This window comes from Mesorhizobium sp. LMG 17147, from assembly GCF_024297145.1.
GTDB lineage: Bacteria > Pseudomonadota > Alphaproteobacteria > Rhizobiales > Rhizobiaceae > Mesorhizobium.
Genome location: NZ_JANCTC010000006.1, coordinates 200,584 through 219,623 on the forward strand (window position 1 = coordinate 200,584; position 19,040 = coordinate 219,623).

Annotated in this window: 21 protein-coding genes and 1 pseudogene; 12 read left to right on the forward strand and 10 right to left on the reverse strand. The window is 63.3% G+C overall.

Going from position 1 to position 19,040, the window contains the following annotated elements:
- Window positions 1–19: 19 nt before the first annotated feature.
- Window positions 20–784: a copper homeostasis protein CutC gene (locus NMG46_RS14090; RefSeq protein WP_254818251.1), complete on the reverse strand. Its 765-nt coding sequence runs from the start codon at window positions 782–784 to the stop codon at window positions 20–22.
- Window positions 785–1,004: 220 nt separating this feature from the next.
- Between NMG46_RS14090 and NMG46_RS14095 the strand changes: the two genes are divergently transcribed.
- Window positions 1,005–1,448 (forward strand): SRPBCC domain-containing protein, encoded by a 444-nt coding sequence (locus NMG46_RS14095; protein WP_254818252.1) that lies wholly within the window; start codon window positions 1,005–1,007, stop codon window positions 1,446–1,448.
- Window positions 1,449–1,585: 137 nt separating this feature from the next.
- A pseudogene (locus NMG46_RS14100) lies at window positions 1,586–1,959 on the forward strand (carboxymuconolactone decarboxylase family protein).
- A 27-nt stretch (window positions 1,960–1,986) separates the two neighbouring features.
- On the opposite strand, the gene NMG46_RS14105 reads toward NMG46_RS14100, so the two are convergent.
- Window positions 1,987–2,889, reverse strand: a complete 903-nt coding sequence (locus tag NMG46_RS14105) for a LysR family transcriptional regulator (RefSeq protein WP_254818253.1) — start codon at window positions 2,887–2,889, stop codon at window positions 1,987–1,989.
- 128 nt (window positions 2,890–3,017) lie between these two features.
- Between NMG46_RS14105 and NMG46_RS14110 the strand changes: the two genes are divergently transcribed.
- The 3 genes from NMG46_RS14110 to NMG46_RS14120 are packed head-to-tail and all read left to right on the forward strand — an operon-like array spanning window position 3,018 to window position 5,112.
- The gene (locus NMG46_RS14110; protein ID WP_254818254.1) at window positions 3,018–3,518 is read left to right on the forward strand and encodes a nuclear transport factor 2 family protein; all 501 of its coding nucleotides are present in this window, start codon (window positions 3,018–3,020) and stop codon (window positions 3,516–3,518) included.
- Between the two features lie 59 nt (window positions 3,519–3,577).
- Complete coding sequence (locus NMG46_RS14115; RefSeq protein WP_254818255.1) at window positions 3,578–4,561, forward strand: alpha/beta hydrolase; 984 nt, start codon at window positions 3,578–3,580, stop codon at window positions 4,559–4,561.
- The gene (locus NMG46_RS14120; RefSeq protein WP_254818256.1) at window positions 4,558–5,112 is read left to right on the forward strand and encodes a nuclear transport factor 2 family protein; all 555 of its coding nucleotides are present in this window, start codon (window positions 4,558–4,560) and stop codon (window positions 5,110–5,112) included. Before NMG46_RS14115 ends, NMG46_RS14120 begins: the two co-directional genes overlap by 4 nt.
- A gap of 237 nt (window positions 5,113–5,349) precedes the next feature.
- Here NMG46_RS14120 and NMG46_RS14125 read toward each other — a convergent pair whose 3' ends face one another.
- Window positions 5,350–6,048, reverse strand: a complete 699-nt coding sequence (locus NMG46_RS14125; RefSeq protein WP_254818257.1) for a type 1 glutamine amidotransferase domain-containing protein — start codon at window positions 6,046–6,048, stop codon at window positions 5,350–5,352.
- 168 nt (window positions 6,049–6,216) lie between these two features.
- On the opposite strand from NMG46_RS14125, the gene NMG46_RS14130 reads away from it, so the two are divergent.
- The 3 genes from NMG46_RS14130 (at window position 6,217) to NMG46_RS14140 (ending at window position 8,196) form a co-directional block, all read left to right on the forward strand.
- Window positions 6,217–7,125, forward strand: a complete 909-nt coding sequence (locus NMG46_RS14130) for a LysR substrate-binding domain-containing protein (RefSeq protein ID WP_254818258.1) — start codon at window positions 6,217–6,219, stop codon at window positions 7,123–7,125.
- Between the two features lie 135 nt (window positions 7,126–7,260).
- Complete coding sequence (locus NMG46_RS14135) at window positions 7,261–7,602, forward strand: nuclear transport factor 2 family protein (protein ID WP_254818259.1); 342 nt, start codon at window positions 7,261–7,263, stop codon at window positions 7,600–7,602.
- Between the two features lie 147 nt (window positions 7,603–7,749).
- Entirely contained in the window at window positions 7,750–8,196 is a 447-nt protein-coding gene (locus NMG46_RS14140) for a nuclear transport factor 2 family protein (RefSeq protein ID WP_254818260.1), read from the forward strand.
- 55 nt (window positions 8,197–8,251) lie between these two features.
- Here NMG46_RS14140 and NMG46_RS14145 read toward each other — a convergent pair whose 3' ends face one another.
- Both NMG46_RS14145 and NMG46_RS14150 read right to left on the reverse strand, forming a co-directional pair.
- The gene (locus tag NMG46_RS14145; RefSeq protein ID WP_254818261.1) at window positions 8,252–8,683 is read right to left on the reverse strand and encodes a cupin domain-containing protein; all 432 of its coding nucleotides are present in this window, start codon (window positions 8,681–8,683) and stop codon (window positions 8,252–8,254) included.
- 70 nt (window positions 8,684–8,753) lie between these two features.
- Window positions 8,754–9,584: an AraC family transcriptional regulator gene (locus NMG46_RS14150; protein ID WP_254818262.1), complete on the reverse strand. Its 831-nt coding sequence runs from the start codon at window positions 9,582–9,584 to the stop codon at window positions 8,754–8,756.
- 89 nt (window positions 9,585–9,673) lie between these two features.
- Between NMG46_RS14150 and NMG46_RS14155 the strand changes: the two genes are divergently transcribed.
- Entirely contained in the window at window positions 9,674–10,873 is a 1,200-nt protein-coding gene (locus NMG46_RS14155; RefSeq protein ID WP_254818263.1) for an amidohydrolase, read from the forward strand.
- Here the strand turns inward: NMG46_RS14155 and NMG46_RS14160 are convergent.
- Genes NMG46_RS14160 through NMG46_RS14170 form a run of 3 tightly spaced genes read right to left on the reverse strand, consistent with a single transcriptional unit; the run spans window position 10,851 to window position 14,541 of the window.
- Window positions 10,851–13,073, reverse strand: coding sequence for a xanthine dehydrogenase family protein molybdopterin-binding subunit (locus tag NMG46_RS14160; RefSeq protein WP_254818264.1), 2,223 nt, complete (start codon window positions 13,071–13,073; stop codon window positions 10,851–10,853). The genes NMG46_RS14155 and NMG46_RS14160 overlap by 23 nt on opposite strands.
- Complete coding sequence (locus NMG46_RS14165) at window positions 13,070–14,059, reverse strand: xanthine dehydrogenase family protein subunit M (protein ID WP_254818265.1); 990 nt, start codon at window positions 14,057–14,059, stop codon at window positions 13,070–13,072. The genes NMG46_RS14160 and NMG46_RS14165 overlap by 4 nt, the downstream gene beginning before the upstream one ends.
- On the reverse strand, window positions 14,056–14,541 hold the full coding sequence (locus NMG46_RS14170; RefSeq protein ID WP_254818266.1) for a (2Fe-2S)-binding protein: 486 nt from the start codon (window positions 14,539–14,541) through the stop codon (window positions 14,056–14,058). The genes NMG46_RS14165 and NMG46_RS14170 overlap by 4 nt, the downstream gene beginning before the upstream one ends.
- Window positions 14,542–15,003: 462 nt before the next feature.
- Between NMG46_RS14170 and NMG46_RS14175 the strand changes: the two genes are divergently transcribed.
- Window positions 15,004–15,429 carry a hypothetical protein gene (locus NMG46_RS14175; protein ID WP_254818267.1) on the forward strand — a complete coding sequence of 142 codons (426 nt, stop codon included), beginning with the start codon at window positions 15,004–15,006 and terminating at the stop codon, window positions 15,427–15,429.
- 259 nt (window positions 15,430–15,688) lie between these two features.
- Here the strand turns inward: NMG46_RS14175 and NMG46_RS14180 are convergent, their stop codons facing one another.
- Window positions 15,689–16,000 carry a hypothetical protein gene (locus NMG46_RS14180; RefSeq protein ID WP_254818268.1) on the reverse strand — a complete coding sequence of 104 codons (312 nt, stop codon included), beginning with the start codon at window positions 15,998–16,000 and terminating at the stop codon, window positions 15,689–15,691.
- 450 nt (window positions 16,001–16,450) lie between these two features.
- Complete coding sequence (locus NMG46_RS14185) at window positions 16,451–17,338, reverse strand: LysR family transcriptional regulator (RefSeq protein WP_254818269.1); 888 nt, start codon at window positions 17,336–17,338, stop codon at window positions 16,451–16,453.
- Window positions 17,339–17,442: 104 nt separating this feature from the next.
- On the opposite strand from NMG46_RS14185, the gene NMG46_RS14190 reads away from it, so the two are divergent.
- Together NMG46_RS14190 and NMG46_RS14195 are read left to right on the forward strand one after the other, a co-directional pair.
- The gene (locus tag NMG46_RS14190) at window positions 17,443–18,306 is read left to right on the forward strand and encodes an SDR family oxidoreductase (RefSeq protein WP_254818270.1); all 864 of its coding nucleotides are present in this window, start codon (window positions 17,443–17,445) and stop codon (window positions 18,304–18,306) included.
- A 35-nt stretch (window positions 18,307–18,341) separates the two neighbouring features.
- Window positions 18,342–18,827 carry an SRPBCC family protein gene (locus NMG46_RS14195; protein WP_254818271.1) on the forward strand — a complete coding sequence of 162 codons (486 nt, stop codon included), beginning with the start codon at window positions 18,342–18,344 and terminating at the stop codon, window positions 18,825–18,827.
- Window positions 18,828–19,040 lie beyond the last annotated feature (213 nt).

Below are 19,040 nucleotides of genomic sequence, written 5' to 3' on the forward strand. Positions count from 1 at the left end.
TTTTTTCTGTCTTCCGGGATCATGTCCGGACGGCGGCGATGGTCGCCGCCACCATCGCCCCGTCGGTCACGGTGTTGCGGTATTCGCGGTCGAGATCGGTGCCGCCCATGCCGACCCTTGGGTTGCGGTAACGCATAGCACTCGGCACGTCCTTGAGCGCGGCGAAATGCATTTCGCTCAACCCGGTTTTCCTCCGCACCTTGCCGATATTCTCTGGGTCAAGCCCGCCGCAGCCGAGGATGATGATGCGGTCGCCGGCCTGCCTGACAAGATCGGCGAGCAGGTCAGCGCCCTCGAGCGCGGTGTCGCGCTGGCCGCTGGTCAGCACGCGGCCGACCTTGCAGCGGATCAGTGTCTCCAGCGCCTCTGTCGGGTCGCGCGTCATGTCGAAGGCGCGGTGGCAGGTGACGTTCAATCGCCCCGCCGCCTGCACCAGTTCGCTCATGCGCTGTTCATCGATCGTGCCGTCGGCATTCAGGCAGCCGATAACGACACCGGCGACGCCGGTGTCGGCAAGCGCGTGGACATCGGCGAGCATCGAACGATATTCGGCTTCGCTATAGAGAAAATCACCGCCGCGCGGCCGCACGATGACGTGGAACGGGATCGTCGCCAGCTCGAGCGCCGTGCGCACCGTGCCGAAGCTCGGTGTGATGCCGCCTTCGATCAGGCTGGCACAGAGCTCGACACGGTCGGCGCCGGCGGCTTGCGCGGCCAGCAGGCCGTCTATGCCTTCGACGCAGATCTCGATCAGCGGCAGGCGAGGGCGTTCGGTCTCGGGCATGGGGGATCCATTCATGATTTCAGCTGGCCAGCGGTAGCATCGGGCCTAGTGCGATGAAAGCCGGAACTGTTGGCTCAATGTGCTTGCGCCTACCATTCCGCCGCTTGACACATTCATAACTTCAGAGTTATGCGTAAACGATAGCTGCTGGGTTATTGGTTCTCGTGGAAAGCGCGTTGGAGAACAGACCAGCCAAACCCCAAACAACGGGTCCGAAGTTATGACTGGAGCAACTACAGTCGAAACCAAATCCATTGTCGTCGAGCGTCTCATACCGCACGCGGCTGAAAAGATATGGCGCGCACTGACCGTGCCGCATCTGGTTGCCGAATGGCTGATGAAGAACGACTTTGCGCCTGTGCAAGGCCATCGCTTCACCTTTCGCGCGACGCCTGTACCGGGCTGGTCCGGCGTGACGAACTGCGAGGTGCTGAAGATCGAGCCGCCGCGCCTACTCGCCTACAGCTGGGGCGACGGCACCGAATCCGACAGCGGTCTGAAGACCGTCGTGACATGGTCATTGACGCCCGAAGGTACGGCGACCCGGGTGCGCATGGAGCATTCCGGGTTCCGGGCCGAGGACGAGCGCGGGTACGTCGGAATGGGAAGCGGCTGGCCGCGCATTCTCGAGCGGCTTGAGCAGGTGACTGCCTCGCAAAGCTGAAGATCCTTGCGCTCGCCGCAACGCGGCGGCCGGCGAACTGACACAGCCAAGGATGTCGAGATCCCGGATGTTCGGCGTCCGGCCGGCAAAAACACGCCTAAGGAGACCACCATGCAAGCACGATTGAAAACCCGGTGATGCTCATTCCGGGGGCCCTGCAGGCGCTGCTCGCGCCGGCTGATCTGTCCTATGTGACGCGCAAGCTCGTCCATTTGCGCGCCAGCCAGATCAACGGATGCAGCGTCTGTATCGATATGCATGCGCCAGAATTGAAGAAGGCCGGTGAAAAGGACGAGCGCGTCTTCACCGTGTCCGCCTGGCGGGAAACACCTTACTTCACCGACGCCGAGCGCGCCGCACTGGCGCTGACCGAGGCGGCAACCCGGTTGGCTGACCGGCCGGATCCGGTGCAGAAAAGGCCCTTGCCGCCCTGGTCATCCAGATTGCCCTGATCAACGCATTCAACCGGCTCAACGCAACTACCAGGCAGATGATCGGCGCCTGGGGCTGAACGGGGCCGGGTTCTCGAAAGGTCACATCAGATACGCAGCTTGTGAGCGTTCGCGCGCACGAAGTCGATGAAGGCCCGCAGCTTCGGCGGTACGAGGCGGCGGCTGGGATAATAGAGGTGGAGCGGCTCGTAAGCGGGACAGAAAGGCTCCAGCACCTTGACCAGCGCGCCTGAGGCAAGAAGCGGCGCGGCGAGGCCCTCGACCGCGAAGGCGAGGCCAAGCCCCTGCTCGGCGGCGGTAATGCACAGCAGAAGCGTGTTCGCGACCAGACATGCGTCCGGCGTGAATGCGACTTCGCGTCCCTCCACGATGAACTCCCATGGCGAAATCGCGCGGGTGAGGGCGAATGCAATGCAGCGATGGGCGGCGAGGTCGGCCGGCCGCTTCGGCGTACCATTGCGCGCCAGATAGTCCGGGCTGCCCACCACGACCATCTGCAAGGGCCCGCCCAGACGCGCGCCGATCATGTCTTTGTCGAGAAGCTCGCCGATGCGCAGACCGGCGTCGAAGCCCTCGGCGGCGATGTCTACGAAGCTGTCGTCGAAAATCAGACTAAGCCGCACTTCGGGATAAGCATCCATGAACGGCCGTATCAGCGGCTCGATCAGCAGCGGGGCGGCGATCCACGGCAGACTGAGGCGCAACGTGCCGGCTGGGCGGTCGCGAGCCTCGCGCAGCGCCGCACCAGCCGCCCGGATATCTTCGGCTGCCGGGCGCACATGGTCGAGGTACTGGGCGCCAGCTTCGGTCAAGCCGACGCTACGGGTCGTCCGGTTGAGCAACCGCACCCCCAAGCGCTCCTCGAGCCCCTTGACCGCCTCGCTCAACGAGGCCGGAGCGACGCCGAGCTCGGCGGCGGCGCGGGTGAAGCTTTTGGCCTCCGCAACTTTTACGAAAGCGACGATGCCGCTGAACTGGTCGAGGCGCATTGTAAGGATTTTCCAAATAGCCCTGTCGAATTCTACTGGTTTTTCCGGTGAACAAAAGGCGTCATGTTGAGTCCGACGAACGGGCCTCTGTGTTGGGAACGGCTCGAACAGGGAAGGAAACAGGACCGATGACCAGGCTTGCTTCGCTCGCCACCGCTCTTCTGGCGGTGTCTGCCGCCCCGGCAAATGCCGGGCCGCTGGAAGACAACAACATCCAACTCGTCAAGGACTACTACGCAGCTTATGCGACCGGGAATCCCGAGGCCGTCCGGCCCTTCCTCGCGCCCGACATCGTGTGGCGCATTCCCGGCCATCATCCGCTTGCCGGCGACAAGCGCGGGCCGGACGAGGTGGTCGCCTTCTTCCGCGGCCTGGCCGATGGCAAATTCAAGGCCGAGCCGATTTTCTTCCAGGCGCAAGGCGACCTTGTCGTCGATGTCCATCGCGGCTGGTCGAATGTCGGCTCGGGTCCCGAGATCGACCAGCTCTACGCCCTGATGTTCCGCATCAAGGACGGCAAGATCGCCGAGGCACAGAATTTTTTGACCGACATGTACCAGTCGGACGCCTTCTACTGGGCGCATTACCTGCTGAAGCCATTGCCCGGCCGACTTGCTGGCGAGCGCTGAGACGGCGGTCTTTTTCGCAACGCGCCGCGCTTCTCACTCCAAGCCAAAGGAGACTTGCAATGCTTAAAACCCTGACACTTGCTGCAGCAACCGCCGTGACGCTCGCCGCCTCCAATGCCGCCGCCGCACCGCGCGTCGAGCGCGTCACATTCTCCTCGCACGGTGAGCAGCTCGTCGGCGAACTCTATCTGCCCGATGATCTCGATGCGGCGAGACCTCGGCCCGCGCTGGTCGTGACTGGCGCCTGGATGACGGTGAAGGAACAGATGCCGGCCCGCTACGCCCGCGAGATGGCGGATCGCGGGTTCGTCGCCCTGACCTTCGATTTTCGCGGTTGGGGCGAAAGCGGCGGCATACGCCGCCAGTACGAGGATCCTAAGGCCAAGATCGCCGACATAGAAGCGGCGGTCGCCTATCTCGCGACCCGGCCCGAGACCGATCAGGACCGCATCGGCGGCCTCGGCATTTGCGCCAGCTCCGGCTACATGGTCACTGCCGCCGCCGAAGATACCGCGATCAAGTCGGTCGCTCTCGTCGCGCCCTGGTTGCAGGATGCCGAAGTGGTCGAGCAGACCTATGGCGGCAAGGAAGGCGTCGCCAGGCTTGAGGCCGCGAGCGATGCGGCAGAGGCCGCGTATCGCCGCACCGGCAGACAGGCGTTCCTGCCGGCCGCCAGCTTGAGCGACGATCGCGCGATCATGTTCAAGGTGCCTTATTACACCGAACCCGATCGCGGCATGATCCCGGCCTGGCGTAACGATGCCGATCCGGCCTTCTGGCGCGGCTGGCTGAGGTTCGACGCCATCCAGGCTGCCCCGCGCCTGCACCAGCCCTTTCTGATCGTGCATAGCGAGGCGGCAGCCATTCCGCAGGGTGCGCACAAGTTTTACGCGCGGCTGACCAGCTCCAGGCGGGAGCTGTGGCTCGACAATGTCACCCAGTTCGATTTCTACGATCGTGCCGCGCCGGTGAAGGCGGCGAGCGATGCCGCCGCCGCGCACTTCCGCGCGACACTGGGCAGTGCGGGGGAGGCGGGACAATGAGCGTCGTCACCCGCCGGCATATCCTGGCCGCGGCGGTTTCCGCCGCGATGATTTCCGCCGTCTCGGCGTCCGTTTCGAGCGCCTCGGGAGCTGCGCTGATGGTTGAAGACAGGATGGCCATCGCCGAGGCAGTGGCGGGGATCGGGCTGTATGCCGATCTGCGTGATTGGAACCGGGTCAAATCCTATTTCGCGGCCCGCGTCACGACCGACTATACCAGTGTTTTCGGCGGCGAGGCGGGGACCAGCGACCGCGACGCGCTGATCGCCCAATGGCAGGGGCTGCTTCCGGGCTTCGACGCCACCCAGCACCTCATCACCAACATCATTGTCGAAGGCGCGGGCAATGATGCCATGGCGCGCAGTCACGTCCGCGCAACCCACTGGATCGGCGGGCGTTTCTGGACGGTCGGCGGCAGCTATCTCCACCGGCTGGTGCGGGCGCCGGAAGGTTGGCGCGTCAAGGCAATCTCCATCCGCCGTTTGTACGAAGAGGGGGATCGCGCCGTGCTGGCCGCCGCTGCCGACCGGGTAAAGGCGGAGGCCAAATGAGTGTTCGGGTTTGCGCATGCCCAGCCACGCGGCGAGGTTGCTCGGAGCATCGGCAACGTGAATATTGATCGAGGATGTCGGGGCAGGCTTGGCGCATGCGGCATTAGTGGCGCCACCGCGGACACGAGACATGACCCTTTCACTGCAAGACGTTTCGGATCGGCTTGAGACTGTAGCGGGTTCTGAAGTTGATCCGCCGACGCGAGCCGTCGGCAGATCACGGTTGTTCCAGACCGCTCAGGCGGTCTTGCTCTTCCTCTGGCTCAAAGCGCCTAGCAGCGCCTCAGCTGCCTCGCTCGATGATGCTGGGTTCTGACCCGTGATAAGCTGGCCATCGACGACTGTGTGGACGCCCCAGTCCTTGACCTTGGAGAAAACCGCGCCGAGGCTGATCAGCTCGTCCTCGACCAAGAACGGCACGACATTCGTGAGACCTACGGTCTCCTCCTCGCTATTCGTGAAGCCGGTGACGTAGCGTCCCTGCACAAACGGCGTGCCGTCGGGACTGGTCACGCGATGCAGAACGCCCGGTGCGTGGCAAACGAGGGCGATCGGCTTGCCGGCCGCGATGAAGGATCCTATCAGCTTGATCGAATTCGGATCTTCGGCCAAATCCCACAGCGGGCCATGGCCGCCGGGGTAGAAGACCGTGTCGAAGTCCTTCTGGTCGACACTGTCCAGGCGCACGGTTTCTGCGAGCTGCGCCTTGGCAACATCGTCAGCACTGAAGCGCCGTGTAAGGTCGGTCTGGAACATAGGCTCGTCGCTTTTCGGATCGAGAGGCGGCTGGCCGCCCTTCGGCGAGGCGAGGGTGATCTCGGCGCCGGCGTCCTTGAAGACGTAGTAGGGGGCTGCCAGTTCCTCGAGCCAGAAGCCGGTCTTCTTGCCGGTGTTACCGAGAGTGTCGTGGGAGGTGAGTACCATCAGGACTTTCATTGTCGGATCCTTTTCTCAGGTGATGCCGCGCCGATGAGGCGTCGTAGTTGGTTGATTTGGAGCTCAATCGGCCGCGTCGGCCTGTCGATGTACGGATAATGGCACCTGCCCATGTATTTCAGAAATTTATTTCATTTATTTTATATATTGGTGTGAGATTATATCTCGATGAGATACGATCTGAACCTGCTCCCGGTTTTCCTCGCCCTGATGGAAGAGCGGAGCGTGACACGGGCAGCAGCGCGACTGGGCATCACCCAGCCGGCGCTGTCCAATTCGTTGAACCGCCTGCGCGACACCCTCCGGGATCCGCTATTCATCCGGGAAAGGTATGGCATAAAGCCGACGCAATTGGCTGAGGAGATCGCTCCGACGATCGAAGCAGCGCTGGCGCAACTGGACGATCTCATTTTGAACCAGCAGGAATTTCAGCCAGCAAAGGCCGAACGGCTGTTCACGCTTGCCCCCAACAGTTACGTGGAGCTTGTGTTGATGCCGGCCCTCGTCGCGAGGACGCGTGAGCTGGCGCCTGGTATCAAGCTCCGCATGACAGCATTTGGCAACGATCTCGCCGAGACCGGCGTCATTTCCGGTACCACGGCCATGGTGATTGGCCGGATCGTCGATCCGCCGGGCAATCTTGTCGTCCAGCATCTTATGGACGATGGGCTCGCCTGCGCGGTGCGCAAGGATCATCCCGACGTTCGAGACCATATTTCCCGAGAACAGTATGAAAGGCTCAAGCACGTGAACGTGCTCCCGCCGGGCCGGCTGCGGGCGGGCCTCTTCCAGGCATTGGAACAACAAAACCTCAAGCGAGAGATTGCCCTTTCTGTCACGCACTTCCTGGCCGTGCCAGAGATGCTTGCCGTCACGGATTACTGCGCAACGCTGCCGAGACTGATCTGCCGCAGCCTTGAGAGGGATCCGCGCCTGAAGATACTACCGCCGCCCGTCGACCTCGGCACTTTTCCAGTGCAGATGGCTTGGCACATTCGCTACCGCCACGACCCAGCCCACAGGTGGTTGCGTTCGATGATCGGCGAATTGGCAAAAGAAATGACGTCGGAGACCTAAGACGGCTTTCTTGTATCCGCGTTGTCCGCAAAGGCCAAACCGGGCCATTCATCGTGCCGTATGCCGAGCACCAGATCCGGACTTGCCCGAGCTATCAGCAAGCGGCAGCTAGGGTCGCACCATGCCGCCAACTAAGTGCTGTCCGTCACGACCGACTATACCAGCCTCTTCGGCGGCGAAGCCGCGACCAGCGGCCGCGACGCGCTGATCGCCCAGTGGCAAGGACTGCCGCCGGGCTTCGACGCCACCCAGCACCTCATCACCAACATCACCGTCGAAGGCGCAGGCAATGACGCGGTTGCACGCAGCCATGTCCGCGCAGCCCACTGGATCACGGGCGGTTCTGGACGGTCGGTGGCAGCTATCTCCACCGGCTGGTGCGGACGCCGGAAGGCTGGCGCGTCAAGGCAATCTCCATCCGCCGCTTGTACGAAGAGGGGGATCGCGCCGTTCTGGCCGCCGCGGCCGACCGGGTAAAGGCGGAGGCCAAATGAGTATTCGGGTTTGCGCATGGCCAGTCGCGCGGCGAGGTTGCTGCGAGCATCGGCAACGTGAATATTGATCGAAATGTCGGGGCAGGCTTGGCGCATGCGGCATTCGTGCCGCCAACCGCGGAGACAGGACATGACCCTTTCACTGCAGGAGGTTTCGGATCGGCTCGAGATCGAACAGCTGCTTGTTCGCCATTGCTACGCTGTGGACGATCGCGACTGGGACGCCTATCGCAAAATATTCACACTCGATGCCGTGCTTGACGACACTGTAACAGGTGGAATCAGGAGCGGTGTGGATGAGCATGTCGCTTACATGAAAGGCGCCCTTTCGAAGATATTGATCTCTCAGCACGCCATTTCGACAATCCTTCTGGATCTCCGAGGGGATGAGGCCAGCGCGCGCGTGCATTGTTCATGCCCGATGGTGGTCGACCTCGGCGAAGGCAAAAGGCAGGTCTTCTTCCAAGGGCTCTGGTATCGCGACCGCGTCGTACGCACGTCCGAGGGCTGGCGCATAAGTGAACTTGTCGAGGAAGGCTATTGGAATCACAATTTGCCGGAGGGGTTCGCGTTCTGACGTCTGTTACGCGCTGCGCTGGATTCGCCACGGACGCCGTTTTCAGACGTGGCAGCTACTGGCGCAACACGGTGTTCTTGGTGCCTTCTTCGACCTGGTCGATGACCAGCAGCTTGACCGGATCGGCGCCGATATTGATCGCCTGATGCCATTGCCCGATCATCTCGATGATGAAATCACCTGTTTGATAGGTGTTGCTCTTGCCGGTCTCGACGTTGGTGACCTGAAGCGTGCCGGCCTCGACATAGGCATAGCGCGGAAACGGATGCTTGTGGACCGGCAAGGTCGCGCCCGGCGCGATCTGATAGGCCGAGACCAGGACCTGGACGTTCTTCTGGGGCAGCGTGATCGGCTGGCCGGACGCGGTCTCGGTGCGAGAGGCAAGCGGGGTTACGACAACCGGCGTCCCGCTGGCATCCAGCGCCTGGGCGCTGTTTGCAAACAGTGCAGCCGTGAGCAGCAGCGTCGGTGCCAAGATTTTTCGCATGATTCCCCCCGAACTGCGTCAGCATTGCGCAGCAAGCTTTGAGGCGCAAGCTTGTCTGTTCAGGAGCGCCTTATCCCGCTCTTCTGAACATGCCCGGCGTCATGCCATGCATGGCCCGGAATGTACGGGAAAAATGGCTCTGGTCGGCGAAACCCGCCGTAATAGCGGCGTCGGCGAGGCCAAATCCCTGTTCGATCAGCGCGCTCGCCCGGCGCAATCGCCGGTCGCGGATATAGGCCGCCGGCGTCAGGCCAATTGCCTTGTTGAAGTCGCGGATGACCTGGAACCGGGTCACGCCAGCCGCGCCGGCAAGCCGCTTGAGGCCGAGCTGCGAGCCAAGCTCGCTTTCGACAAGATCGCGGTAGAGCGAAAATCTTCGCTGCGATCCGGAGCTTTCGATCTCTTCGGCCTGTCCGCTCGAGTCGCCATGCCGAACGATCAGTTGTCTAAGCGCCACGAGCAGGGACGTCTCGGCCGTCATTGTGTCCGGGGATGTCGAGCCGTGGTGCGCTGCCGTCAATGCTGCGGCGAGACTGCTGTCTTCAATCGTCGCGCGCGAAAACACCGGAGCGCCGTCGCGGCCGAGTTCGCGGGTAAGCGCGGTCATCATCGGCACCGAAGGATAAAATGTCCGGTAGGCCCAGCCTTCATCCGCCCCGCGTTCGCCGTCATGCCACTCTTCAGGATTGACGACGGCAATGGCGCCCGCCGGAGCGAGAACGCGTTGACGGCCGATGCGAATGCGCTCGCAGCCGGCGGTGATCAGGGCGATTACATAGGTCGGGTGCGTGTGCAGGTCGTAGCGGTGCTGGGTGAAGCGCGCCTCGAACAGGCCCAGGTCGGGGAAGCACGGATGGCGCCAGTATTTCCCGGTCTCTGCCGCTTCGTTTGTCTTTGTCATGGTCAATCCGGTTCAAGACGCTTTTCGTCGGGCCTTCTATGGCTGGCAGGATCAAACCGCGCCGCCTTGCCGGCGTGAAAGGAGGCATCATGCTGCATAATGACCCCATCGCCGCGCTGACACCAGAGGTCATAGGCTGGCGGCACCATATCCATGCCAATCCGGAGCTCGGATTCAATGAATACGAAACGGCGCGTTTCGTTGCAGAGAAGCTGCGCTCCTTCGGCGTCGACGAGGTGCATGAAGGGATCGGCGGCACCGGCGTCGTCGGTGTCCTGCGCAGCGGTGGCGGCGCACGCGCCATCGGCCTTCGCGCCGAGCTCGACGCGCTTCCGGTGCTGGAGAAAACCGGCTTGGCCTATGCCTCCAGGAAAGAAGGAGTAATGCACGCCTGCGGCCATGACGGCCACACCGCCATGCTGCTCGGCGCCGCCAAACTGCTCAGTCAATCGCGCACCTTCGACGGCACCGTCACTTTCATCTTTCAGCCGGCCGAGGAAAACGAGGGCGGCAGCATGCGCATGATCGAGGACGGCCTGTTCAAGCGCTTTCCGGTCGAGGCGGTCTATGCGGTCCACAACTGGCCGGGCGTCAGGCTGGGGACGATCGCCACCCGCGCTGGTGCCCAAATGGCGGCCGTGGATAATTTCGAACTGACCTTCGAGGGTCTTGGCGCGCATGCCGCGATGCCGCAGCTCGGCGACGACCCAATCCTGGCCGCCGGCGCCTTCGTGCAAGCCGTCCAGCGCATCGTCAGCCGCTCGGTCGACCCGCAAAGCGCGCTTGTCGTCAGCCTCACGCAGATCCATGGCGGTAATGTCGGCAACATCGTGCCGGGCAAGGTCTGGCTGCAAGGCACCTGCCGCTTCTTCGAGCCCGGCCTTTCCGACCGTTGCGAGAGGCTGATCGGCGAGATCGCAAAAGGCATTGCCGCCGCACATTCGCTCAACGCCAGGCTCGACTACCGGAAGGGCTATCCGCCGCTGATCAACACGGCGGACGCGACGGCCCACGCCGTCGAGGCGGCGGCATCCGTCGTCGGCCGGGAGAATGTGTTGACCGAGTTCAGCCCCAGTCTCGGCTGCGAGGATTTCGCTTTCATGATCCGCGACGCCGGCGGCTGCTATGCGTGGATCGGTGCCGGCGAGGTCGGCCCGGGCGAAGGCCTGCACGGCGACCGCTACGTTTTCAACGACGAGATCGTGCCGACGGTGATGCGCTATTACGTCAACCTCGTCGAGCAGACGCTTCCGCGGGCCGGTCCTTCTACAGCAGTTTTTCCGGGGTGATCGGCAACTCCCGGATCCGCTTGCCTGTGGCGTCGAAGACGGCATTGGCCACCGCAGCGGCAACGCCTGTGGCGCCGAGCTCGCCGATGCCCTTGCCGCCGATCGGGCTGGCATGCTCGTCCACCTCGTCGACGAAGTGGATTATGATGTCGCCGGGAATGTCGGCGTTGACCGGAATGGCGACCCCGGAAAGGTTCTTCGACAGGAACCGCCCAAGCACTGGTTCGTGCCGGCTCTGCTCCATCGCCGCCATGCCCCAGCCCCAGATGATGCCGCCCGTCATCTGGCTGCGTGCGGTGCGGGGATTGACGATGCGGCCGGCGCTGTAGCTGCCGACGGCGCGACGAAGCCTGAGCAGGCCGAGCCCCGGATCGACGCCGACCTCCATGAAGATCGCGCCGAAAGTGCGCATGGCGAGGCCGTTGCCATGCTGCGCCGGATCGAACGAGCCGGAGCCAATGATCTCGCCGATGTCGGTATGGCTCATAACGTCGGCGATCGTCTGACCGCCGGCAGCGCCTCTGCGGCGAATATGGCCGTCGTGCATTTCCACCTCGTCGGGCAGCAGATTGGCAAGACGGGCAAGCTGCGAACGGGCATCTTCGGCGGCGGCGAGCACCGCCGCGCCCACCCCCATGGTCGATGACGAGCCATAGGTCGGTCCCGCCTCCGGCAGTTCTGTATCGCCCATTTCCAACTCGATCTTCTCCATCGGCAGGCCCAGCACGTCGGCCGCGATCTGCGGAAAGATGGTGAGTGTTCCGGTCCCTATGTCCTGGGTGCCGGTGCGGATGAGCACCCTGCCGTCTCTGTGCAGCCTGACCTCGGCTGCAGGCGTCGGGTGGCGGAAACAGCCCATGCTGCAGGTTGCCATGCCGTAGCCGATCAGCCAATCGCCATCGCGTTGCGGCTTGCGCGGGCGCTCGCGCCAGCCGAACAGCCGGGCGCCTTCCTCATAAGCCTCGCGCAGCTTCTTCGATGACCAGGGCTGGCCGGTGGCCGGATCCGTGTCCGCATGGTTGATCAGACGCAGGTCGAGCGGATCGATGCCGAGGCGGTGGGCGAGCTCGTCTATCGCGCTTTCGAGGGCCCAGGTGCCGGGACCCTCGACCGGCGCGCGCAGCGCCGTCGGCATGGCGACGTTCGCGCGCTCGACGCGCTGGCTGAGACGCATGGCCGGCGTGGCGTAGAGACCCTTCGAGGCTTCGGTGGCGAACTCGACGAAATCGTCGCTCACGGTGGTCAGGTTGACCACGTCCTGTTGCACGGCGGTCAGCTTGCCCGACCTGTCCGCAGCCAGCACGATCTTCTGTGCCATGCGCGGCTGGTAGCCGAGGCAGGAATAGGCATTGGCGCGGCTGAGCGCCAGCCTGACCGGGCGCTGCATGATGCGCGCCGCGGCGGCGGCCAGCACCTGATGCGGCCAGATCCAACCCTTGCCGCCGAAGCCGCCGCCGGTATGGCGGGAAATCACGCGGACCTTTCCGGCGGGGACATTCAAACGGGCGGCAAGCACCTGGCGGACACCATAGACGTGCTGCGTGGCGTCGTGCAGCGTCAGCTCTCCGTCGTTCCACTCAGCGAGCGTCGCCGAGGGCTCCATGGCGTTGTGGTGGCGCGACGGCTGCAGGTAGACGGCTTCGACCATGGCGGCTGCGTCGCTAAGCCCGCGGTCGACGTCGCCCTTGGTAAATGTCGGCTCCAGGAACAGGAAGCCGCTCTCCCTCGGCACGACCGCAGCCTTGTCGATGGCGGTCCACTCCGGCGGTGCCGGCAATTCCGGCTCGGCGAACTCGAAGCGCAATGCGACGTGGCGGGCACCGGCCTCCGCCGCCTCCAGCGTCTCGCCCAGCACAATGGCAAGCGGCTGACCCTCGTGACGTATCTCGTCGCCCTGCATGGGCATGAAGCTCTGCGCTGCCGGTGGGCCTTCGGCCTGCTGCATCTGCGTATCGGGCTCGGCCCTCGGCGATGCGAACCGGCCGAATTTGGGCATGTCCTCATGCGTGAGCACACGCACGACGCCCTTCTCGGCGAGCGCGTCGTCGACCATGATCGACGTCACGCGGCCGGCCGGAACGGGCGCGGTCACGAGTACCGCATAGAGCAGGTCGGGGGCGAAATAGTCGGCCGCATAGCGGGCGCGGCCGGTGACCTTGACGCCGCCGTCAGGGCGGGCGACAGGCTGGCTGATCATCATGACGACATCCTCGCTGCTTTTTCGATCGCCCGCAAAGCGGCGGTCTTGGCCAATTCGATCTTGTAGGCGTTCTGCGACAAGGGACGCGCTTGGGCGAAGGATTGCTCGATAGCGGTGCTCAACGCCTCGCGATCGCCGATTTCGGCACCGGCAAGCTGCTCCTCAGCGGCGCTCAGCCGCCACGGCCGCAGCGCCACGGATCCCAGCGCCAGGGCGGCCCGACGGATGGTTTGGCCGTCCATCTCCAGCACAGCGGCGGCAGAGACGATGGCGTATTCGTAGGATTCGCGCTCGCGCACCTTGAGGTAGGCCGATCGCGGCGCCGGCGCCGGCAGCTCGATTGCCGTGATCAGTTCGCCTTGTTGCAACACATTGTCTGCCTCGGGCCGCGTGTCGGGAAGCAGGTGGAATTCCGCTGCCGGAATGCGCCGGCCGCCGCTGCGGTGCGCGGTGACGATGACCGCATCAAGTGCTGCCAGCGCCACGGCCGGGTCGGATGGCTGGGTGGCGACGCAATCCTCGGTCCAGCCGAATATCGCGTGATTGTCGTTGATGCCATGCAATGCCGAGCAGCCGGAGCCGAGCTGACGCTTGTTGCATGGCAACTGCTCTTCGGCACGGAAATAGGCACAGCGCGTCTTCTGCAGAAGATTGCCGCCTATCGTTGCCAGGTTTCTCAGCTGCGGCGATGCGGCGTTGAGGATCGCCTGGCTCAACACCGGATAGTCGCGCACGACCAACGCATGCAGCGCGACATCGTTGAGATGCATCAGCGCGCCGATCGTCAAGCCGCCGCCGGGCAGTGCCTCGACCTGATCCAGCCCGTCGAGGCGGGAGATGTCGATGATCCGGGTCGGCTCCGTAATGCCAAGGCGCAGCCAGTTGAGCAATTCGGTGCCGCCGGCGAGAAAGGCGCTGTCCGGCGCGGCACCGGCTGCGATCGTGTCACCCAGGCTGTCGGCGCGTGCATAGACGAATGGGGTCATTGGCTCGCCCTCCCGGCCGCTGCGCGCACCGCCTCGACGATTTGCGGATAGGCCGAGCAGCGGCACAGATTCCCGCTCATCCATTCGCGGATCTCGGCATCGGAGCCGGTATGTCCCTCCTCGATCAGCGCCGCCGCTGACATCACCTGGCCGGGCGTGCAGAATCCGCACTGAAAACCATCATGATCGATGAACGCCTGCTGCACGGGATGAAGCGCATCGCCGTCTGCCAGCCCTTCGATCGTGGTAACCTCGCGTCCCTCGCAGGACACGGCAAGTATCATGCAGGCATTCACACGCCGCCCGTCGAGATGCACGGTGCAGGCGCCGCACTCGCCGAAATTGCATCCCTTTTTCGTTCCGGTCAGATGAAGCCGCTCGCGCAGCAGGTCGAGCAGCGTGACGCGGGGATCGAGATCGGAAAGGCTGTGATCCTCTCCGTTCACCCGCAACCTCAATAGGTGCCGATCGTGGAAGTTCATGTGGGGTACCTCGAAGCACATGCCGTACTCGCCGCAAGGACTTGTCCAGCAAGCAGCCCCCCACCTGTCGAGGCGAAATAGGGCGGTCGATTCCGGTGAAAAGGCGCTGTCATGCGCCGAAAGCAAAAAACGCTCGTTTGAGATTTGCGGCGGAAAGGCTTGCACGACCTACGATCGCTCGATCCCCCAAGCCCTCGATCGGCGGTCGAACGCATGACGGCCGGGGTCGCCAGACCCTCCGCCGGCCGGGCGAGGTGAGGACTTGCCATGACCACGAGGCACATTGGATTGATTGCGCCTTGGCTCGCGGTTGATCGTTTCCGCTGGCGTCGCGCTTGAGCTGGCGTGGTGGCCATACTGAGCATCGGCTGCTCAATTGTGTTTTGACTATTTGGCTGCACAGGCGCGTAAAATATCAGGTTCGCCCAGTTGTGGGCGGACTAACTCAGGGAGGATAATGTTATGAAGATGAATCGACGTAATGCTTTCGCCCTTGGTGCCACCTCGTTGTCAATCCCGCTATTGGTTGCATTGCCGACTCCGGCAGCGGCCAAGACCTACGGTCCGACTGATGGCAAAGAGATTTTTCCCGGCGTTCGGCTCGTCGAACTGGGAACGCGAGACTCCCATATCAAGGGGTACAAGAAAATCGCGATGGAAGACGTTGTGTATCAGCCAAAGGGATCTAGCCCGCTGGGGGATGTCATGGCCGACGATATGGTCTGCACGGTCACTGAAGGCGAGCTGCAGGTCACGGCCGGGGATATGCAGTTCACAGCCAAGGAAGGCGATGTATGGAGCTGCGGCAAGGGTAGCACGAAGGAGGCTGCTACGAACAACGGGACAGCGGTCGCCGTGATGCGGGTGATTAACCTCAAGGCTGAATAAAGCCAAGTTGGCGATCGTGGGCGCAATCCGCGCCCGGGTGGAATCTTGCGGGTTAGCGATCTAACCGGCCAGCGCCATTCCAGTGCCAACGCCGATGGCAAGGCCCCATTAGAAGCTTCCCGGCGAGATCGATGGCCAAGACGCGGACGGCTCCCAAACGTCTGCACGGGGCCCCTGATCGCGCTGGCAAGATCGTCAAACGTCGTTCCATTCCCGGAGTCTAGATCGACACCGGGAATCTCTGAATTCCCCTGTTCCGCTAAGCCACGATGTAACGCAGCGGCTTCTTGCGCTTCGGCGGCCTGTACTTCTCGACCAGCCTGACCTTATCAATATCGACCGTCACCAGCGGTCCCATGTCGATGGTCACCTTGCCGCCTTCCTCGTCTATGCGCGTGATCTCGCCGGCAAGCTCTATCTGCTGGCCTCGCTTGACCTTGGACTTGCTGTCCACGTTCGAATGCGGGAAGTTGTAGGAGGGGATTGAGACGCTGATACGGTCGTCGGCGACCCGCCTACGTACCGTGGCCGTGATCGCAACCACGTCACCGATGCCAATGCCCCGCGCCATACATTTGAGTCTGGAGCGGACGGTGCCCTAGTCAAGATGTTGCTAATATACACGCCTGCGAGCTTCGCCCTTGGCGAGGCGACGCAGCGGCTTGGTTGCGGGGGGACTGGCAGCTAGAGGCCGCTCGGCCTTGACGGCCAGCGAGCTTAAGAGGAGGCCCTGTGCTGGCTGACCAAAACCTTGCGCTTATGGCAACGAAAAAACATCATTCGAACGAACACTTTTCGTCCACGAGGAGGGAAGGGAATGCGGTCGGTGGCGCTCTCAATATCCATACATAGCCGGCCGTCAGCAGTGGTGACGATGGCACACTTCGCGGAGCCGGTTGCCGTTAAAAAATGTCGCGTTCGCGGAAGATATTTCGAATAACGCACCCACCAAGAAAGCACGGCAACTGCTTTCCTTGTGCCTCGCATAAGGCCTCAGCTGGGTTAACCAGCTTCCTGCGCGTCATTTGCCGATATAGGCGGCCAGCTCGTCAGGTGTCCCCATGGGAAAGGCGCGTTTCAGATGGTCGAGGAATGCGGAGACGCGCGCGCTCAGCAGCCGCCGAGAGGGATAGAGTGTCCACAGGGCGATGTCGGGTCCCTCGACATCCCCCCAAAGTACCAGCGTTCCGTCCGCCAGATCATGGCTCACTAGCGACACTGGAAGGCGTCCCGCGCCGACGCCCGCTCGCACTGCATCCCGGACCATGATGAGCGACGACAGTGCAAGGACGGGCTCGATCGCGATTGTTAACCGGCCAGTGGGCGTCTTCACCTCCCAAGCCCCGCGATCTGTCGAACGCATGACGGCCGGGGTCGCCAGGCCTTCGGCCGGCAGGGCGAGGTCAGGACTTGCCACGACCACCAGCCGATCACGCAGAAAGGCTCGCCCAACGAGGCTCTCATCCCGATCCGGATTGACCCGGATCACCAGGTCAAATCCCTCTTCGATCATGTCGACGACGCGGTCTTCGGTCGTGACCTCGAGCCTGACCTCCGGGTATTTCAGGGCGAAGCCGGCGGCGATCTTCCCCATCGCGGTCTGTGCGAACAGCAATGGGGCGCTGATCCGCAACCGGCCGCGCGGCCTTTCGCCGCCTGAGGCGATCGCCGCCGTCGTCTCTTCGAGCTCGGAAAGCAACCGGCCCGCGCGCTCGAAAAGCGCGCGTCCTTCTTCCGTCAGCTTTAGCGCGCGCGCGCCACGCTCGAACAGCCGTAGATCCAGACTCGCCTCCAGTTCCGCCACGCGTCGGGACAAGGTGGCCTTCGGGCGCCCGGCAGCGCGGGCGGCCTTACCGAAGCCCCCGTGGCGGGCGACCAGGTTGAAATCAGCAAGGGCAAGTAGATCCATGTGTTCCACCTGTGGGACGGCGTGTTCAGATATAATGCCTACCGACACAAATGTGGATCACTAATTTTCTGGGACGCCATCCGGCTCAACTCAGGAGTAATCCCATGACCATTCTCGTTACCGGCGCGACCGGCAATGTCGGCCGCAACGTAGTCGAACAGCTCGTGAAGCGTGGCGCCGATGTGCGCGCTTTGGTTCGCGATCCCTCGAAGGCCAATTTCCCCGCTGGCGTAGATGTCGTGCAGGGCGACCTGCTCGATGTCGATTCCCTGCGCAAGGCGTTCTCCGGCGTCTCCACCCTTTTCCTGCTGAACGCGGTGGTGGCCGACGAATACACCCAGGCGCTGGTAGCGCTGGCCGTTGCCCGTGAGGCCGGCATCGAGCGGATCGTCTATCTGTCGGTGATCCACAGCGACATCTACGTCAATGTGCCGCATTTCGCGGGCAAGTTCGGCGTCGAGCGGATGATCGAACAGATGGAGCTCAACGCCACCATCCTGCGGCCCGCCTACTTCATGGACAACGACATCACGATCAAGGACGTGGTGATCGGCTACGGCATCTATCCGATGCCGATCGGAGCCAAGGGCATCGCCATGATCGACGCGCGGGACCTGGGCGAGATCGCCGCGATCGAACTCATCCGCCGCGAGCAGGCCGCCGCGCCGCTGCCGTTCGACCGCATCAACCTGGTCGGCCCCGACACGCTGACTGGCAGGGACGTCGCAGCGATCTGGACGGACGTCCTCGGTCGACATATCGCGTATCCCGGCGACGACACCGCCGGCTTCGAGCAGAACCTGCGGCAGTTCATGCCGAGCTGGATGGCGCTCGACATGCGCCTGATGGCCGAGCGCTTCCTCACGGACGGCATGGTCCCCGATGCCGGCGATGTCGATCGGCTGACCGCGCTGCTGGGCCGACCGTTGCGCTCCTATCGCGACTATGCGGCCGCAATTGCCGGCTGAGCCCCGTCACCGACGTTCTGTCCAGAAGACATATCATGATTTGCTCGACCGCCACCGTTCCGGTGAATCCCCGAGGCGAGACCAAGCTGACCCGTGCGCAGATATGGCAGGGCCTGGAACTCAAGGCGCGCGACGCCCGCCTGTTCCTGCCCGCAGGCCTCTGCACCCGTTGCGACGTCGTGGAGGAGAGCGCGATCCACTTCGTGCGCGAAGCTACGATCGCCGGTGCTGATCTGCGCGAAATCATCACGATCGAGCCGGAAAGCAAGGTCACCTTCTTCCAGGCGGCCGGTCCGCGCGAAGGCGCGATCATCAACGAGTTGTTCGAGGACGAAGCGGGCGAACTTCAGCTCAAGTTCTACTGCTATCTCGGCCTGCGCGGGAAGGAGCCGAACGGACCGGAGGAGCAGGCCGAGCAGGCGCAGTTCGACAGCGACAAAGGCTACAAGGCCGCCCTTCTGTCCACGCTGAAGCGCACCCGCGAGTTGCTCGCGGACGGCCGGCTCGGACCATCACCTTGAACATCACCTGGGCTGCCTCTTAGGAGGCGTCCCCGCTTTCCGAGGTAGCTACCATGAAAAATTTCGAAACCGACAACGTCAGGACTGCCCAACTCCCTCCGCGGACACGGCAAGTATCATGCCGTCGAGATGCACGGTGCAGGCGCCGCACTCGCCGAGCAGCGTGACGCGGGGATCGAGATCGGACAGGCTGTGGTCCTCACCGTTCCACCC

What these genes read in the sequence shown, in the direction of transcription:
- NMG46_RS14150 (WP_254818262.1), bottom strand. Translation starts at nt 9,584, where the DNA reads ATGACAAAGACAAACGAAGCGGCAGAGACCGGGAAATACTGGCGCCAT.
- NMG46_RS14095 (WP_254818252.1), top strand. Translation starts at nt 1,005, where the DNA reads ATGACTGGAGCAACTACAGTCGAAACCAAATCCATTGTCGTCGAGCGT.
- NMG46_RS14110 (WP_254818254.1), top strand. Translation starts at nt 3,018, where the DNA reads ATGACCAGGCTTGCTTCGCTCGCCACCGCTCTTCTGGCGGTGTCTGCC.
- NMG46_RS14120 (WP_254818256.1), top strand. Translation starts at nt 4,558, where the DNA reads ATGAGCGTCGTCACCCGCCGGCATATCCTGGCCGCGGCGGTTTCCGCC.
- NMG46_RS14195 (WP_254818271.1), top strand. Translation starts at nt 18,342, where the DNA reads ATGATTTGCTCGACCGCCACCGTTCCGGTGAATCCCCGAGGCGAGACC.
- NMG46_RS14115 (WP_254818255.1), top strand. Translation starts at nt 3,578, where the DNA reads ATGCTTAAAACCCTGACACTTGCTGCAGCAACCGCCGTGACGCTCGCC.
- NMG46_RS14145 (WP_254818261.1), bottom strand. Translation starts at nt 8,683, where the DNA reads ATGCGAAAAATCTTGGCACCGACGCTGCTGCTCACGGCTGCACTGTTT.
- NMG46_RS14105 (WP_254818253.1), bottom strand. Translation starts at nt 2,889, where the DNA reads ATGCGCCTCGACCAGTTCAGCGGCATCGTCGCTTTCGTAAAAGTTGCG.
- NMG46_RS14165 (WP_254818265.1), bottom strand. Translation starts at nt 14,059, where the DNA reads ATGACCCCATTCGTCTATGCACGCGCCGACAGCCTGGGTGACACGATC.
- NMG46_RS14160 (WP_254818264.1), bottom strand. Translation starts at nt 13,073, where the DNA reads ATGATGATCAGCCAGCCTGTCGCCCGCCCTGACGGCGGCGTCAAGGTC.
- NMG46_RS14155 (WP_254818263.1), top strand. Translation starts at nt 9,674, where the DNA reads ATGCTGCATAATGACCCCATCGCCGCGCTGACACCAGAGGTCATAGGC.
- NMG46_RS14180 (WP_254818268.1), bottom strand. Translation starts at nt 16,000, where the DNA reads ATGGCGCGGGGCATTGGCATCGGTGACGTGGTTGCGATCACGGCCACG.
- NMG46_RS14125 (WP_254818257.1), bottom strand. Translation starts at nt 6,048, where the DNA reads ATGAAAGTCCTGATGGTACTCACCTCCCACGACACTCTCGGTAACACC.
- NMG46_RS14090 (WP_254818251.1), bottom strand. Translation starts at nt 784, where the DNA reads ATGCCCGAGACCGAACGCCCTCGCCTGCCGCTGATCGAGATCTGCGTC.
- NMG46_RS14140 (WP_254818260.1), top strand. Translation starts at nt 7,750, where the DNA reads ATGACCCTTTCACTGCAGGAGGTTTCGGATCGGCTCGAGATCGAACAG.
- NMG46_RS14130 (WP_254818258.1), top strand. Translation starts at nt 6,217, where the DNA reads ATGAGATACGATCTGAACCTGCTCCCGGTTTTCCTCGCCCTGATGGAA.
- NMG46_RS14185 (WP_254818269.1), bottom strand. Translation starts at nt 17,338, where the DNA reads ATGGATCTACTTGCCCTTGCTGATTTCAACCTGGTCGCCCGCCACGGG.
- NMG46_RS14170 (WP_254818266.1), bottom strand. Translation starts at nt 14,541, where the DNA reads ATGAACTTCCACGATCGGCACCTATTGAGGTTGCGGGTGAACGGAGAG.
- NMG46_RS14175 (WP_254818267.1), top strand. Translation starts at nt 15,004, where the DNA reads ATGAAGATGAATCGACGTAATGCTTTCGCCCTTGGTGCCACCTCGTTG.
- NMG46_RS14190 (WP_254818270.1), top strand. Translation starts at nt 17,443, where the DNA reads ATGACCATTCTCGTTACCGGCGCGACCGGCAATGTCGGCCGCAACGTA.